Here is a 14,589-nt window from a genome sequence, read left to right as displayed (position 1 = left end):
CCATGATCTCGAGCGTCTTCGTCGACCGGCCCCGGCTGGCGATCGTCATCGCCATCGTCATCACCCTGGCCGGGCTGCTCGCCCTGCTGCGGATCCCCGTCGCGCAGTTCCCGGACATCGTCCCGCCACAGGTCTCGGTCAACGCCAACTACCCCGGCGCCTCGGCGGCGGTGATCGAGTCGACCGTCGCGCAGATCATCGAGAGCGCCGTCAACGGCGTCGAGAACATGATCTACATGCGCTCGAACTCCGCCAACGACGGCACCTACTCGCTGAGCGTCAGCTTCGCCCTGGGGTCCAACCCCGACATCAACACCGTCAACGTCAACAACCGCATCCAGGCCAATATCGCCCGCCTGCCGCAGGAGGTGCAGCGCTCGGGGCTGGTGGTGCGGAAGCAATCCAGCGCGGTGCTGCAGTTCATCGCGCTGACCTCGACCAACCCCGAGCACACCCCGCTCTTCCTGTCGAACTACCTGACGATCAACATGATCGACCGGATGTCGCGGGTGCCCGGCGTCGGCCAGGTGAACCTGTTCGGGGCGCAGAACTACTCCATGCGGGTCTGGTTCGAGGTGGACCGGCTGACCAGCCTGAACCTGACGCCGCAGGACATCATCACCTCCATCCAGTCGCAGAACGTCCAGGCCGCGGTCGGCCGGATCGGCGCCCAGCCGATCCCGGACACCCAGCAGTTCCAGATGAACATCCAGACGCTCGGCCGGCTGGTCACGCCCGAGCAGTTCAGCGACATCGTCATCCGGGCCAATTCGGACGGCTCGGTGCTGCGGCTGCGCGACGTGGCGCGGGTCGAGCTCGGCGCCCAGTCCATGGACACGGTCAGCCGGCTGAACGGCCAGGGCGCGGTGACGACCGGCGTCTATCTCTCGCCCGGCGCCAATGCCGTCACCGTCTCGGGCGCCATGCAGCGGACGCTCGACGACATGGCGACCCGCTTCCCCGAGGGGATGCGGGTGCAGGTCCTGTACGACAGCTCGACCTTCGTGGTGGACACCATCCAGGAGGTCATCAAGACCCTGCTCGAGGCCTTCGTGCTGGTCGTGGTGGTCGTCTACCTGTTCCTCGGCTCGCTGCGGGCGACCATCATCCCGACGGTCGCGGTGCCGGTCTCCCTCATCGGCGCCTTCGCCATCCTGCTGGCCATCGGCTACAGCGCCAATACCGTCTCGCTGCTGGCCATGGTGCTGGCGATCGGCATCGTGGTCGATGATGCCATCGTGGTGGTCGAGAACGTCGAGCGGGTGATGGAGGAGCACCCGGACTGGACGCCGAACCGGGCGGTGAAGCAGGCGATGGCCGAGATCACCGCGCCGATCATCGCCATCACCCTGGTGCTGCTCTCGGTCTTCGTGCCCATCGCCTTCATCCCCGGCCTCTCGGGCGTGCTGTTCCGGCAGTTCGCGGTGACGATCTCGGCGGCGATGGTGATCTCGGCGATCAACGCGCTGACCCTGTCGCCGGCGCTCTGCGTGCTGTTCCTGCGGCACACCGGGCCGAAGCGCGGGCCGATCAAGTACGTGCTGCGGGCGATCGACAAGGTGCGGGACGGCTATGCCGCGGTGGTCCGCCGGCTGGTGCGGTTCTCGGTCATCTCGCTGGTGCTGACCGCGGCGATCGGCTTCGGCATCTTCACCCTAGGCTCCCGGACGCCGCAGGGCTTCCTGCCGCAGGAGGACCAGGGGACCTTCTTCATCCAGGTCTCCCTGCCGCAGGCCGCCTCGCTCTCCCGCACCCGGGCGGTGGTCGAGCAGGTCGAGGGCATCCTGAAGGACATCCCGGCGGTCGAGAACGTGCTGGCCATCGTCGGCTTCAGCCTGATCGACCAGGGCGCGCAGTCGAACTCCGCCTTCCTGGTCGCCCGGCTGAAGCCCTTCGAGGACCGGACCAGCGCGGCGGACAGCGTCTTCGCCTCCATCGGCCGGGTCTTCGGCGCCGGGGCCAATGTGCGGACGGCGACCGTCGTCGCCTTCAACCTGCCGCCGATCATCGGCCTCGGCACCGGCGGCGGCTTCGAGTACCAGCTCCAGGATCTCCAGGGGCGCGACCCGGCGGAGCTCGGCAGCGCCATGCTCGGGCTGGTGGTCGCGGCCAACCAGGACCCGCGGCTGCAGCAGGTCTTCTCCACCTTCTCGGCCGCCACGCCCTCGCTGTTCCTCGACGTGGACCGGGACAAGGCGCAGGCGCTGGGCGTGCCGATCAACAACATCTTCTCGGCCCTGCAGGCGACGCTCGGCGGCTTCTACGTCAACGACTTCAACCTCTTCGGCCGCACCTGGCAGGTGAACATCCAGGCGGAGGCGAACGACCGCGACGACATCGAGGACATCTGGCGCATTCGGGTCCGCAACACCCGCGGCGAGATGGTGCCGCTGCGGGCCTTCGCCGACGTGCGGATCGTGGTCGGGCCGCAGACCATCAGCCGGTACAACAACTACCGGGCGGTGCTGATCAACGGCGCGCCCAAGCCCGGGGTCTCCTCGGGCGATGCACTGAACGCCATGCAGGAGCTCTCGGGCCGGGTGCTGCCGGCGGGCTACAGCTACGAGTGGACCGGCACCGCCTACCAGGAGCGGCTGGCGGCGGGGCAGACCATCTACGTCGTCGCGCTGGCCATCCTCTTCGCCTACCTCTTCCTGGTGGCGCTGTACGAGAGCTGGACCATTCCGGTGCCGGTGCTGCTGTCGGTCGCGGTCGGCGGCCTCGGCTCCTTCCTCGCCATCAAGCTCGCGGGCATGAGCCTCGACGTCTATGCCCAGATCGGGCTGGTGGTGCTGATCGCGCTGGCCGCCAAGAACGGCATCCTGATCATCGAATTCGCCAAGGAATCGCGGGAGCGGGGGCTGTCGATCCGCGACGCGGCCATCGAGGGCTCGCGGCTGCGGTTCCGCGCGGTGATGATGACCTCGATCGCCTTCGTCCTCGGCCTGGTGCCGCTGGTGACCGCCAGCGGCGCGGCGATGCTTTCCCGCCGGGCGGTCGGCACCCCGGTCTTCGGCGGGATGCTGGCGGCCTCGATCTTCGGGATCTTCATGATCCCGATGCTCTACGTGGTGTTCCAGGGCACCCGGGAGAGGGTGAAGGGCTGGCTCGGCGCCCGGCCGGTCGAGCCGGCCTCGATCGGCCCGGGCGAAGGCCCGCACCCGGCCCCCGACCGGACCGACGCCCCCCGGCACTGATCCGGCCAGGCCCGGGGGACGGATTTCCTGCCGTCCCCCCTTCCCTGCGGCCCCATCCTCCGCAAATGATGCGGCAGACATTTGACGGGAGGTCCCCATGGCCAAGTTCGGGCTGAGCCAGCCGATGCGACGGATCGAGGATCCGCGGCTGCTGATCGGCGGCGGCCGCTATACCGACGACATCGTCATGGCCGGGGCGGCGCATGGCGTGGTGCTGCGCAGCCCGCATGCGGCGGCGAAGATCCTGTCCATCGACACCGCCGCGGCACTCGAGGTCCCCGGCGTGCTGGCGGTGCTGACCGCCAAGGACTGGGCCGAGGAAGGCCTGGGCGAGATCCCCTGCGTCATCCCGCTGAAGAACATCGACGGCACCGACCGCGCCAATACCCCGCGCGGCGCGCTGGCGACCGACCGGGTCCGGCATGTCGGCGACGCGGTCGCCTTCATCGTCGCCGAGACCGCCGAAGCCGCCAAGGACGGCGCCGAGGCGGTGATGGTCGACTACGACCTGCTGCCGGCGGCGACCGACCTCGCCACCGCCCGCCTGCCCGGCGCGCCGCAGGTCTGGGACGGCATCCCGAACAATACCGTCTTCGACTGGGAGACCGGCGACAAGGCCAAGGCGGCGGAGCTCGCCGGCAAGGCGGCGCATGTCACCAAGCTGACCGTGGTGAACAACCGGGTCATCGTGAACAGCATGGAGGTCCGTGCGGCCACCGCCGAATACGACCCGAAACTCGAGAAATTCACCCTCTACTGCGGCACCCAGGGAAGCTGGCTGGTCAAGAACCTGCTGGCCGGCAGCGTCTTCAAGACCGCGCCGGAGAAGTTCCGGGTGGTGACGCCGGACGTGGGCGGCGGCTTCGGCATGAAGCTCTACCTCTACGGCGAATACGCCCTGGTCTGCATGGCCGCCCGCCGGCTTGGCCGGCCGGTGAAATGGACCAGCGAGCGGACTGAGGCCTTCCAGTCCGACACCCAGGGCCGCGACAACATCACCGAGGCCGAGCTCTCGCTCGATGCCGACGGCAAGTTCCTGGCGCTGCGGACCACCAACTACGCCGGCATGGGCGCCTATCTCTCGACCTTCGCGCCGATGATCCCGACCGGCGCCGGCACCAAGGTCCTGGCCAGCGTCTATAATTTCCAGGCGATCCACGCCCATGTCATCGGCGTGCTGACCAATACCGTCCCGGTGGACGCCTATCGCGGCGCCGGCCGGCCCGAGAGCAACTACGTGGTCGAGCGGCTGATCGATGCCGCGGCGCGCGAGCTGGGCATCGACCGGATCGAGCTGCGCAAGCGCAACATGGTGCCCTCCAGCGCCATGCCCTACACCACGGCGGTCGGCCAGCGCTACGACAGCGGCGACTTCGTCGCGGTGCTGGATGCGGCGCTGAAGAACGCCGACTGGGCCGGCTTCCCGGCCCGCCAGGCGGCCTCCAAGGCCAAGGGCCGCCAGCGCGGCATCGGCGTCGCCTACTACCTGGAAGCGACCGGCGGCGGGCCGACCGAGCGGGCCGAGGTGCGTTTCGCCAAGGACGGCTTCGTCGACGTGCTGGTGGGCACCCAGTCCACCGGCCAGGGCCACGAGACCGCCTATGCCATGCTGACCAGCCATGAGCTGGGCATCCCGATGGAGAAGATCCGCATCGTCCAGGGCGATTCGGACGAGATCCCGACCGGTGGCGGCACCGGCGGCGCGCGGTCGCTCTACTCGGAAGGCCAGGCGATCCTGCTGACCGCCGCCTCGGTCATCGAGAAGGGCAAGCAGGCCGCCTCCGAGCACCTGGAAGCCTCGGTCTCCGACATCGAGTTTGCCACCGTGGGCGGCAAGTTCACCGTGGTCGGCACCGACCGTGGCGTCGATATCCTCTCCCTGGCGCAGATCCAGCGGGAGCGGGCGGCGAAGGGCGAGGCGGCGACCCTGCTGGATGCGGCCGAGGTGGCCGACATCAAGTCGCATACCTTCCCGAACGGCTGCCACATCGCCGAGGTCGAGGTGGACCCGGATACCGGGCTGATTGAAGTGCCGCGCTACGTGGTGGTGGATGACGTCGGCCATGCCATCAACCCGATGATCGTCCGCGGCCAGGTGCATGGCGGCGTCGCCCAGGGCATCGGCCAGGCGGTGCACGAGCGGACCGCCTACGACAAGGAAAGCGGCCAGCTGCTGTCCGCCTCCTTCATGGACTACGCCCTGCCGCGGGCCGAGGACCTGCCGGACATCGAGGTCGAATTCCTCTCGGTGCCCTGCGAGACCAATCCGCTCGGCGTCAAGGGCGCCGGCGAGGCGGGGGCGGTCGGCTCGCCGCCGGCGCTGATGAATGCTCTGGTCGATGCGCTCTCGGCCGTCGGCGTCACCGACATGGACATGCCGGCGACCCCGGAGAGCGTGTGGAAGGCGATCGAGTTGGCCCGCGCTGCCTGAACCCTGCGCGGCGGGGCCGATTTCCCGCCGCGGATTGTCAATGCTAAGGAAAGGCTACTGGGCTAAGGAGCGGGGGCTGGCGCAGGGTGCCAGCCCCCGTTCCTGGTTTTTTCGCGTCGGTTGCGCCTGCGGTTGCGAAGCCCCCGGGCAGCCACGCTCCATCGGAGATTGAGTACATGCGTCTCGACGCCATCGCCATCGGCAAGAACCCGCCCGAGGACGTCAATGTGGTGGTGGAGGTCGCGATCGGCGGCGAGCCGATCAAGTACGAGATGGACAAGGAGGCCGGGACCCTGGTGGTCGACCGCTTCCTCTACACGCCGATGCGCTACCCCGGGAATTACGGCTTCGTCCCGCATACGCTGAGCGACGACGGCGACCCGATCGACGTGCTGATCGCCAATACCCGGCCGATCGTCCCCGGCGCGGTCATCAATGTCCGCCCCGTCGGCGTGCTCAAGATGGAGGACGACGGCGGCATCGACGAGAAGATCATCGCCGTGCCCTCGCCGAAGCTGACCAAGCGCTACGAGAAGGTCTTCAACTACACCGACCTGCCGCAGATCACCCTCGACCAGATCAGGCACTTCTTCGAGCACTACAAGGACCTCGAGCCCGGCAAGTGGGTGAAGATCGCCGGCTGGGGCGATGCGGCGGAAGCCAAGACGCTGATCATGGAGGCGATCGAGCGGGCGAAGGCGGCGAAGTAGCCCCATCCCCTTCCGGCCGGCCGTGGCGCAGCCCAGCTTTTGGTTCGCATGATCCCACCCGCCACGCTTCCTGACCCCGAGGCGCCGCTCCGCCGCGCCCTCGCCCGTCATCGTGCCGTCGCCACCGGCCTGCTGGTGGCGATGGCGGCGCTGCTGTTCGGCTCCTACGCCATCCCGCCCGGCACCCTGCCGGAGTACTGGCTGAACCTGCTGCAGGCCTCGGCCAAGGCCGGGGTGGTCGGCGGCATCGCCGACTGGTTCGCAGTGACGGCGCTGTTCCGCCACCCGCTCGGCCTGCCGATCCCGCATACCGCGATCATCCCGCGGCAGAAGGAACGGCTGGGCCAGGGGCTCGGCCGCTTCGTCGCCAACCATGTCTTCACCGAGGCCGAGGTGCGCCGGGTGCTGGGGCGGCTCGACCTCGCCGGCATCTTCCGCAGCGTCATGGCCGACCCGGCCGCCGCCCGCCCGGCCGCCGAGGCCATGGCGGCCACCCTGCCGCGGCTGCTCGAAAGCCTGGAGGACGGCAGGGCGAAGCGGCTGCTGGGCAAGCTGCTGCCGCGCATGGCCGGCGGCCCCGGCGGCGCGCGCATCCTGGCCCGGGCGCTGCGGGCGCTGGTCGCCGGCGGCAAGCACCATGAGGTCTTCGACCTCGCCATCGCCCAGTTGCGGGTGATCCTCGGCAGCAAGGAGGAACAGCTCCGCACCGCGATCGAGTCCCGGGTCCGGGCCGAGGGCGGGGCGCTGGTCGGCTGGCTGGCCGGGGCGGCGGTGGCGCGGCGGATCCTGTCGACGGTGAATGCCGAGCTGGCGAAGATGGAGCCCTCCGACAGCGACCTCCGGGCCGCCTTCGAGGTCTGGGTGCGGGAGGAGATCGACCGGCTGGAGAACGACCCCGAGCGCGCGGCCGCGGTCGGCCGGGCGCTGCGCCAGGCGGTGAGCCACCCGACCGTGGCGGCCTGGATCGACGATATCTGGGGCCGGCTGAAGGCGGCGCTGGTGGCGGATGCGGCCAATCCGCAGGGCCGCACCGTGGCACTTCTGGAGAACGCCTTCGCCAATGCCGGCAGCCTGCTGCAGCAGGACCCGGCCGCCCGGGCGAAGCTGAACCACGCCGTGGAAGGCCTGCTGGCCACCATGCTGCCGGCGGCCCGGCTGCAGCTCTCCGGCTTCATCGCCCAGGTCGTGGCGGGCTGGGACACCCGGCAGGTCACCGAGAAGATCGAGCTGCGGGTCGGGCGCGACCTGCAATACGTGCGGATGAACGGGACCCTGGTCGGCTTCCTGGTCGGCGGGGCGCTGTTCGCCCTGCTGACGGCGCTGTTCGGTCGGGTTACGTATTGAGTTGTTGTGCACCGATTGGCAGCATGGTACACATCAGGGCATGAGGACGAATATTGAGATCGACGACGGGCTGATCGCGGAAGCGATGCGGCGGGGCGGTCATCCCACCAAGAAGGCGGCCGTCGAGGAAGGGCTGCGCCTCGTCGTCCGCCTCGCCCGGCAGCGGGAGGCGGCGCAGGCGATGTGGGGCGGCGACCCGGATTGGGGCCTCGATGCCCGGCCGGGCCTCCATGAGGAGCAGGCGCCGCTCCGCTGATCGCGGTCGATACCAGCGTGCTGATCGATGTGCTGCGGCGGGAGGACAATCCGGCGGTGCGGGAATTCATGCGGCTGGCGGGCCGAGAGCCCATCGTCATCGGCGATATCGTGCTGCTGGAGGTGTTGCAGGGCACGTCCTCGGATAGCCGGGCGCAGGCGGTGGAGGGCTGGCTCAGGGCCTTCGGCATCGTGCCGATGCTGGACGAGGCGCTGGCGGTGCGGGCGGCGGGGCATTACCGACGGTTGCGCGGGCTGGGGATCACCCCGCGCAACTCGGCCGATATGCTGATCGCTACCTGGTGCATCGTGCATGCGGTGCCGCTGCTGCACCGGGACCGGGATTTCAGCCTGATGGCGGCGCCGCTCGGCCTGCCGATCCAGGCGGTTTAGCCCTTCCACCGGCGGGCCGCGGGGCTAGATTGGTCGAATGACCATCAGCCTCGGCATCCTCGACCAATCCACCATCGCCTCCGGCCGCGGTGCCGACGAGGCGATCCGCGAAACCCTGGCGCTGGCGAGGCTGGCGGACCAATGGGGCTACGGCCGCTACTGGCTGGCGGAGCACCACAACAGCCAGTCCCATGCCGGCTCGGCGCCGGAGATGCTGGTCGCGGCCATCGCCGCGACGACGCGGCGCATCCGGGTCGGCACCGCGGGGGTGATGCTGCCGCATTATGCCTCCCTGAAGGTGGCCGAGCAGTTCAAGGTGGCGGAGGCGATCGCGCCGGGGCGGATCGACCTCGGGCTGGGCCGGGCGCCGGGCAGCGACGGCCGCACCGCCTTCGCCCTGAACCCCAATGCCAATGAGGCCGCCGACCGCTTCCCGCAGCAGGTGCAGGAGGTGCTGGGCTGGCTCGGCGACGGTCTGCCGGACAACCACCCCTTCAAGGCGGTCGCCGCCATGCCGGCGGTGCCGACCCGGCCGGAGGTCTGGATCCTCGGCTCCAGCGATTTCGGCGCCCAGGTCGCGGCCTATTTCGGCCTGCCCTATTGCTTCGCGCATTTCATCTCGGACCGTGGCTCGGAGCAGGTGACGGCGCTCTACCGGGAGGGCTTCCGGCCGCAGCCGGGCGTGCCCGGGCGGCTCGCGGCACCGCATTGCGCCCTCGGCGTCTTCGCCCTGACGGCGGATACCGAGGCGGAGGCCTGGCGGCTCTACAAGTCGCGCGAGCTCTGGCGGCTGTTCCGCGACAGCGGGCGCTTCCCGCCGCTGCCGAGCGTGGCGGAGGCCGAGGCCTATCCCTATACGGCGGCGGAACGGGGCCATCTCGACGGCATCCGCGCCAAGGCGATCGTCGGCGCGCCGGAACAGGTGAAGGCCCGGCTCGAAGCGCTGGCCGCGGCGCATGGGGCGCAGGAGGTGGCGATCCTCAGCCCCTGCCATGATCCGGCGGCGCGGCAGCGCAGCTACCGGCTGCTGGCCGAGGCCTTCGGGCTTTCGGCCTCCCTGGCGGTGGCGGCCGAATAGCTCCGGGCGGCCAGGGCCAGCAGCAGGGCGAGGACCAGCCCGGCCATGCCGGCGGCGGTGGCCGGCGGGATACCCTGATGGCGGGCCAGGGCCACCGTGGCCAGGATGAGGGCGAGGCTGGCCAGGACATGGGCCAGCAGCGCCAGCAGGGCGCCGGCGGCGAGGCCCCGCCGCCGCGCGACGGCCGCGGCCAGCCCGCCCAGGGCGCCATGCAGCAGGATCGTCCCGGCCGCCGTCGCCAGCGCGGGCCCCGGCTGCGACAGAAGCAGCGCCGCGTCGCACAGGCCGAAGACCGTCCCCAGCAGGGGCCAGGCCGGGACGCCGCCGGCGAGTCGCAGCATGAGCAGCTTGCCCAGCTCGGCCACGACCGGCGGGACCAGGACCAGCCAGGCCAGGCTGCCCGGGCCGGCCTGGCGCAGGCCCCAGCCCAGGCCCGCGGCGACCAGGGCATGGCCGAGGAAGGCCAGGCCGAAGGCGAGCCCGCCCGCGAGGGCGGGGCGCCAGAAAGGGTGGGTCGCCGACATGGGGCGAGACTACCAGATTTCGGAACGATGCTGCACCGTCTTGCCGCGCGGGGTTGCCGGGCGGGCCGGTCAGCCGGCCGGGAAATCCGGGCTGCGGCTGCGGTGGCGGCGGCGCAGGGGCCGCTTGTGCCGCCACCAGTCGAGCCAGGGGCCGACCACCAGCAGGGGCGCGGCCGCCAGCGTTCCCAGGGCGAAGATCGCCGCCCAGAAGCGGGCGCCGAGGACGAAGCAGAATACGGTCAGCCCGGCCAGGCCACCCGTCGCCACGGCACCCGCACCGGCCCAGGCCAGCAGTCGCCGGTGCCGCGGCCCGAGCCAAGCCGCCGGCACGGCGGTGTCCGTGCGGGGGGTGCCGTCGTCGGCGACATCGTAGAGCCGCCGCGGATCGACGGAAAAACCCGGATGCGGCTCCGGCATGGGCCGGCCGGCGTCAGCGGCGGAGGATGACGAAGGGAACGGGATTGCCGCCCCCGGCCCGGCGCAGCCGCCGCAACCGCCACCAGAGCGAGGCGAAGGCGATCAGCCCGGCGCCGATGACCACCGGCAGCAGCAGGCCGACGAAGAGGATGGCCAGCGCCACCACCACCAGCCCGGCCGCGGCCAGGGTGACCAGCAGCGCCGCACCGCCGACCCGGGCCAGGGCACGGTCCAGCCATGTCCGCCGCGGCGGCAGGGGGTCGCGGAATTGTCCGTCTGCCGTCATGTCGAGCACGGGGGGAGACGGGTCCCGGTCAGGCGGACCGGGGCGCCGAAAGCTGTCCATGGCGTGGGATGTTGCCCGTGCCGGGCGCCGGTTCAAGGCCTCGCCGGGTAACCGTCCCCGGGCGCGCCTCCGGCCGGCGGGGCTACTCCGGGCGGACGATCAGGGTGGTGCCGTCCACCGCCTCGACCCGGACCCTGGTGGCGACCTCGGGGACCTTCAGGTCGCGCGGCAGCCGGGCCTGCCATTCGGAATCGCCGATGCGGACCCGAAGGCCGGGGCCGGCGGAGGCCTCGCCGAGCGGCAGCAGCAGCCCCATGCGCCCGACCAAGCCGGACCCCGGCGTATTCAGCTGCGGCGCGGGGCGCCGGCCGCGGCGCAGCCGCAGCGAGAGCCAGATCCCGCCCCCGAGCAGCGCCAGGAACAGCGCCGTCGCCATCTCGAGCGAGGGGACGGTGACGAGCAGCAGCAGGCCGGTGCCGATGGCGGCGAGGCCGACCCAGAGCAGGTAGATCCCCGGCAGCGCCAGCTCGGCGACCAGCAGCAGCAGGCCGCCGAGGACCCAGATCAGCCCCGGTTCCATGGGCCGCTCACCGGGGGCGTCGCCGGCGGCGGGGCGGGTGGCAGGGCGGGTGGCGAGGTGCCGTTGTGCCGCAGCAGCTCCATTGCCTGGGTGATGCCGCCGGCCAGCGCGGCGGCCTCCATCGGCACCACCACCAGCTTGCTGCTGGGGTTGGCGGCCAGGGCCTCGAAGGCCTTCACGTATTTGTCGGCGATGAAGTAGCGGAGCGCATCGGCCCCGGCCCCGGCGGCCGCCTCGGCCACCATGTGGGTCGCCTTGGCCTCGGCCTCGGCCAGCCGCTCGCGCGCCTCGGCGTCGCGCATGGCGGCCTGCTGGCGGCCCTCGGCCTGCAGGACCAGGGCCTGCTTCTCGCCCTCGGCCCGCTGGATGGCGGCGGCGCGGTCGCCATCGGCCCGCATGACCGTGGCGCGGCGCTCGCGCTCGGCGGTCATCTGCAGGTTCATGGCGCGGATCAGGTTCTCCGGCGGCTCGACCTTGCGCAGCTCGACCCGGCTGACCTTCACGCCCCAGGGATCGGTCGCGCCGTCCAGGATGGCCATGAGGGAGGAGTTGATCCTCTCCCGGGAGGAAAGCGTGGAATCGAGGTCCATCTCGCCGATGACGGCGCGGATGTTGGTCATCGCCAGGGCATTCAGCGCCTGCTGCAGGTTCTGCACCTGATAGGCCGCCTTGGCCGGGTCCATGACCCGGTAGTAGACGATGCCGTCCACCACGACCGTCGCGTTGTCCTTGGTGATGACCGACTGCTCGGGGATGTCGAGCACCACCTCCTGCACGTTCAGCTTGTGGCCGACCGCATCGACGAAGGGGATGAGGAAATTCAGCCCGGGCTGGAGCAGGCGGATGAAGGCGCCGAAGCGCTCCACCGTCCAGACCTGGCCCTGCGGCACGGTGCGGATGCCCCGCGCGGCGGTGACCAGGGCGAGCAGGATCAGGGCAAGCAGGACGATCTGGAGGCCGGTCATGCAAGGCTCCGACAAGGTTGCGGCCAGTGTAGCGCGGATGCGCCGGGCCGGTTAGCCGGGGGCCATCGACGTAGCGCAGCATCGAATCCCGCTGGCGCGGACCGGTAAATCACGCCAGCCTCGCCTGCCGGGTATGCAAGAGACGCTGCAGCACAAAAAGCAGCGCGAGCGAAGCTTGGAGGATCGATTCATGACATCACGCAGGAATTTCCTCGGCGCCGCTGCCGGCGTCGCCTTCTGCGGCTGCGGCATGCTGCAGGCCGCGCATGCCCAGGGTACCCGGCGCACTGCGGTCGCGGTGGGCGGCAAGACCGTGAAGACCATCGATACCCATGCCCATTGCGTCTTCCTGGACGTGCTGCCGTTGCTGAACAACGACCGCTCGGTGCTGTTCAACAGCGTGCGCGGCGCGGACGAGACCCCGATCGACGTCGCCCAGCGCTTCGCCGCCATGGATGCGCAGCGGGTCGACATGGAGGTGCTCTCGGTCAATCCCTACTGGTACGGCCGGGACCGCGACCTCGCCGCGCAGATCGTGAAGATCAACAACGAGAAGATGGCCGAGCTCTGCGCCGCCCATCCCGACCGCTTCGCCGGCTTCGCCTCCCTCACCCTCCAGGCGCCCGAGCTGGCGGTGGCCGAGCTGGAAAAGGCCATGAAAAACCAGGGGCTGAAGGGCGCGGCGATCGGCGGCAATGTCGCCGGCGTCGATTTCTCGGATGCGAAATTCCATCCGGTCTGGGCCAAGGCCGAGGAATTGGGCGCGGTGCTCTTCATCCATCCGGGCGGGACGCCGCAGTTGAATCAGCGCTTTGCCGGCAATGGCTGGCTGGGCAATACCATCGGCAATCCGCTGGATACGACCATTGCCCTCTCGAAGCTGATCTTCGAGGGCACGCTGGACCGCTTCCCCGGCCTCAAGCTGCTGGCCGCCCATGGCGGCGGCTTCCTGCCCTCCTATGCCGACCGCTCGGACCATTCCTGCACGGTCAGCCCGGCGGGCTGCAACCCGGCCATCACCCTGAAGAAGAAGCCGACCGAATACCTGAAGCAGATGTGGTTCGATTCGCTGATCTTCACGCCGGAGGCGATCCGGCACCTGCAGGCGCAGGTCGGCGCCTCGCAGATCGTGCTGGGCAGCGACTATCCCTACCCCTGGGCGCTGAAGCCGGTGGACCACATCTTCGCCTGCGAGTCGCTGAGCGACGCGGAGAAGATCGCGGTGCTGGGCGGGACGGCCGCGAAGCTGCTGAACATAGCGGTGTGAAGGCAGGCCGGGAGAAGGCATTCTCCCGGCCCCTCATCTGTTTCTCTTCTTTGAGAACAGAAAGGAAGCAAGGTCGGGGAGGAATACTTGTCCTCCCCGACCTTGCTTCACTTCCTCAGCCGCTCCGCGATCTGCACCGCATTCAGCGCCGCGCCCTTCAGCAGCTGGTCGCCGCAGAGGAAGAAGTCCAGGCCGCAATCGCCGAAGACCGGGTTCGCCCGGATGCGGCCGGCCTCGACCTCGTCCTGGCCGGTCGCGGTGATCGGCATGGGGTAGAGCTGCGCGGCGGGGTCATCCACCAGCTTCACCCCGGCCGCCCTGGCCAGCACGGCGCGGGCGGCCTCGGCCGTGACCGGCCGCTCGGTCTCGATGGTCACCGCCTCGGCATGGACCCGGAAGGTCGGGATGCGGACGGCGGTGCAGGAGATGAGAAGGTCGGGCAGGCCCATGATCTTCCGGCTCTCCCAGGCGACCTTCATCTCCTCCCGGGTGTAGCCATTCGGCTGGAAGCTATCGATCTGCGGGATGACGTTGAAGGCGAGCGGATGGGCGAAGACCTCGTGGCCGGCCGGGCCGCCTTCCAGCAGCACCCGGCGCGTCTCGCGCTCCAGCTCGGCCATGCCCTCGGCGCCGGCGCCGCTGGCGGCCTGGTAGGTGGAGACGATGACCCGCTTGAGGCCGAAGGCCTGGCGCAGCGGCTCGAGTGCCACCACCAGGATGGCGGTGGTGCAATTGGGGTTGGCGATGAGCCGGCCGGTGCCGATCGCCCCGGCGTTCACCTCGGGCACCACCAGCGGGACGTCGTCCTCGAGCCGGAGGGCGGAGGAGTTGTCCACCACCGCCACGCCGGCCGCGGCCAGCGCCCGGGCATGCGCCTTGGCGAATTCGCCGGAGACGGCGAGCAGGGCGAGGTCCAGGCCCCGGGCCGCCTCGAGGCTGTATTCCTCGATGGTGACCTCGCCGAAGGGCGTTTTCTGCCGGGTGCCGGCGCTGCGGGTGGAGGCGAAAAGCCGCAGCTCGGTGACCGGGAAGCGCCGCTTGTGCAGCACCTCCACCAATTCCTTGCCGACCGCGCCCGTGGCTCCGATCACGCCAACCCGCATGACACCTGCATCTCCCGTGACAATGCAATGCCGATTACC

Annotated in this window: 14 protein-coding genes; 8 read left to right on the top strand and 6 right to left on the bottom strand. The window is 70.3% G+C overall.

All coding sequences use genetic code 11. The features are described 5' to 3' along the window. Nucleotides 1–2 precede the first annotated feature (2 nt). The 7 genes from QWZ14_RS16050 (at nucleotide 3) to QWZ14_RS16020 (ending at nucleotide 9,408) form a co-directional block, all read left to right on the top strand. Complete coding sequence (locus QWZ14_RS16050; protein WP_290317753.1) at nucleotides 3–3,197, top strand: efflux RND transporter permease subunit; 3,195 nt, start codon at nucleotides 3–5, stop codon at nucleotides 3,195–3,197. A 97-nt stretch (nucleotides 3,198–3,294) separates the two neighbouring features. Beyond that, complete coding sequence (locus QWZ14_RS16045) at nucleotides 3,295–5,628, top strand: xanthine dehydrogenase family protein molybdopterin-binding subunit (protein WP_290317752.1); 2,334 nt, start codon at nucleotides 3,295–3,297, stop codon at nucleotides 5,626–5,628. A gap of 176 nt (nucleotides 5,629–5,804) precedes the next feature. Continuing rightward, on the top strand, nucleotides 5,805–6,338 hold the full coding sequence (ppa, locus tag QWZ14_RS16040) for an inorganic diphosphatase (RefSeq protein ID WP_290317751.1): 534 nt from the start codon (nucleotides 5,805–5,807) through the stop codon (nucleotides 6,336–6,338). 48 nt (nucleotides 6,339–6,386) lie between these two features. After that, on the top strand, nucleotides 6,387–7,682 hold the full coding sequence (locus QWZ14_RS16035) for a DUF445 domain-containing protein (RefSeq protein ID WP_290317750.1): 1,296 nt from the start codon (nucleotides 6,387–6,389) through the stop codon (nucleotides 7,680–7,682). A gap of 40 nt (nucleotides 7,683–7,722) precedes the next feature. Beyond that, a complete protein-coding gene (locus tag QWZ14_RS16030) occupies nucleotides 7,723–7,938 on the top strand; it encodes a type II toxin-antitoxin system VapB family antitoxin (RefSeq protein ID WP_290317749.1) in 216 nt (71 codons plus the stop codon). Beyond that, a complete protein-coding gene (gene vapC / locus QWZ14_RS16025) occupies nucleotides 7,935–8,330 on the top strand; it encodes a type II toxin-antitoxin system VapC family toxin (protein ID WP_353959316.1) in 396 nt (131 codons plus the stop codon). The genes QWZ14_RS16030 and vapC overlap by 4 nt, the downstream gene beginning before the upstream one ends. A gap of 37 nt (nucleotides 8,331–8,367) precedes the next feature. Next, entirely contained in the window at nucleotides 8,368–9,408 is a 1,041-nt protein-coding gene (locus tag QWZ14_RS16020) for an LLM class flavin-dependent oxidoreductase (protein ID WP_290317748.1), read from the top strand. On the opposite strand, the gene QWZ14_RS16015 is transcribed toward QWZ14_RS16020, so the two are convergent. The 5 genes from QWZ14_RS16015 to QWZ14_RS15995 form a co-directional block, all read right to left on the bottom strand. Beyond that, nucleotides 9,348–9,932: a hypothetical protein gene (locus QWZ14_RS16015; RefSeq protein WP_290317747.1), complete on the bottom strand. Its 585-nt coding sequence runs from the start codon at nucleotides 9,930–9,932 to the stop codon at nucleotides 9,348–9,350. The genes QWZ14_RS16020 and QWZ14_RS16015 overlap by 61 nt on opposite strands. 69 nt (nucleotides 9,933–10,001) lie before the next feature. Continuing rightward, entirely contained in the window at nucleotides 10,002–10,349 is a 348-nt protein-coding gene (locus QWZ14_RS16010; RefSeq protein WP_290317746.1) for a hypothetical protein, read from the bottom strand. Nucleotides 10,350–10,362: 13 nt separating this feature from the next. Then, nucleotides 10,363–10,635 carry a hypothetical protein gene (locus tag QWZ14_RS16005; RefSeq protein ID WP_290317890.1) on the bottom strand — a complete coding sequence of 91 codons (273 nt, stop codon included), beginning with the start codon at nucleotides 10,633–10,635 and terminating at the stop codon, nucleotides 10,363–10,365. Between the two features lie 142 nt (nucleotides 10,636–10,777). Continuing rightward, a complete protein-coding gene (locus tag QWZ14_RS16000; RefSeq protein WP_290317745.1) occupies nucleotides 10,778–11,215 on the bottom strand; it encodes an NfeD family protein in 438 nt (145 codons plus the stop codon). Next, nucleotides 11,200–12,180, bottom strand: coding sequence for an SPFH domain-containing protein (locus QWZ14_RS15995; RefSeq protein WP_290317744.1), 981 nt, complete (start codon nucleotides 12,178–12,180; stop codon nucleotides 11,200–11,202). Before QWZ14_RS15995 ends, QWZ14_RS16000 begins: the two co-directional genes overlap by 16 nt. Before the next feature lie 190 nt (nucleotides 12,181–12,370). On the opposite strand from QWZ14_RS15995, the gene QWZ14_RS15990 reads away from it, so the two are divergent. After that, nucleotides 12,371–13,447: an amidohydrolase family protein gene (locus QWZ14_RS15990; protein WP_290317742.1), complete on the top strand. Its 1,077-nt coding sequence runs from the start codon at nucleotides 12,371–12,373 to the stop codon at nucleotides 13,445–13,447. A 107-nt stretch (nucleotides 13,448–13,554) separates the two neighbouring features. Here QWZ14_RS15990 and QWZ14_RS15985 read toward each other — a convergent pair whose 3' ends face one another. Beyond that, nucleotides 13,555–14,550 (bottom strand): aspartate-semialdehyde dehydrogenase, encoded by a 996-nt coding sequence (locus tag QWZ14_RS15985; protein ID WP_290317741.1) that lies wholly within the window; start codon nucleotides 14,548–14,550, stop codon nucleotides 13,555–13,557. Nucleotides 14,551–14,589 lie beyond the last annotated feature (39 nt).

Origin of the sequence: Paeniroseomonas aquatica (assembly GCF_030409335.1) — a bacterium.
GTDB classification, from domain to species: domain Bacteria; phylum Pseudomonadota; class Alphaproteobacteria; order Acetobacterales; family Acetobacteraceae; genus Belnapia; species Belnapia aquatica.
This window is presented reverse-complemented; position numbering and strand designations above follow the sequence as displayed.

Coding starts and splice junctions, on each gene's coding strand:
- QWZ14_RS16000 (WP_290317745.1), bottom strand. CDS start 11,215: ATGGAACCGGGGCTGATCTGGGTCCTCGGCGGCCTGCTGCTGCTGGTC.
- QWZ14_RS16035 (WP_290317750.1), top strand. CDS start 6,387: ATGATCCCACCCGCCACGCTTCCTGACCCCGAGGCGCCGCTCCGCCGC.
- QWZ14_RS16020 (WP_290317748.1), top strand. CDS start 8,368: ATGACCATCAGCCTCGGCATCCTCGACCAATCCACCATCGCCTCCGGC.
- ppa (WP_290317751.1), top strand. CDS start 5,805: ATGCGTCTCGACGCCATCGCCATCGGCAAGAACCCGCCCGAGGACGTC.
- QWZ14_RS16015 (WP_290317747.1), bottom strand. CDS start 9,932: ATGTCGGCGACCCACCCTTTCTGGCGCCCCGCCCTCGCGGGCGGGCTC.
- QWZ14_RS15990 (WP_290317742.1), top strand. CDS start 12,371: ATGACATCACGCAGGAATTTCCTCGGCGCCGCTGCCGGCGTCGCCTTC.
- QWZ14_RS16030 (WP_290317749.1), top strand. CDS start 7,723: ATGAGGACGAATATTGAGATCGACGACGGGCTGATCGCGGAAGCGATG.
- QWZ14_RS16050 (WP_290317753.1), top strand. CDS start 3: ATGATCTCGAGCGTCTTCGTCGACCGGCCCCGGCTGGCGATCGTCATC.
- QWZ14_RS16010 (WP_290317746.1), bottom strand. CDS start 10,349: ATGCCGGAGCCGCATCCGGGTTTTTCCGTCGATCCGCGGCGGCTCTAC.
- QWZ14_RS16005 (WP_290317890.1), bottom strand. CDS start 10,635: ATGACGGCAGACGGACAATTCCGCGACCCCCTGCCGCCGCGGCGGACA.
- QWZ14_RS16045 (WP_290317752.1), top strand. CDS start 3,295: ATGGCCAAGTTCGGGCTGAGCCAGCCGATGCGACGGATCGAGGATCCG.
- QWZ14_RS15985 (WP_290317741.1), bottom strand. CDS start 14,550: ATGCGGGTTGGCGTGATCGGAGCCACGGGCGCGGTCGGCAAGGAATTG.
- QWZ14_RS15995 (WP_290317744.1), bottom strand. CDS start 12,180: ATGACCGGCCTCCAGATCGTCCTGCTTGCCCTGATCCTGCTCGCCCTG.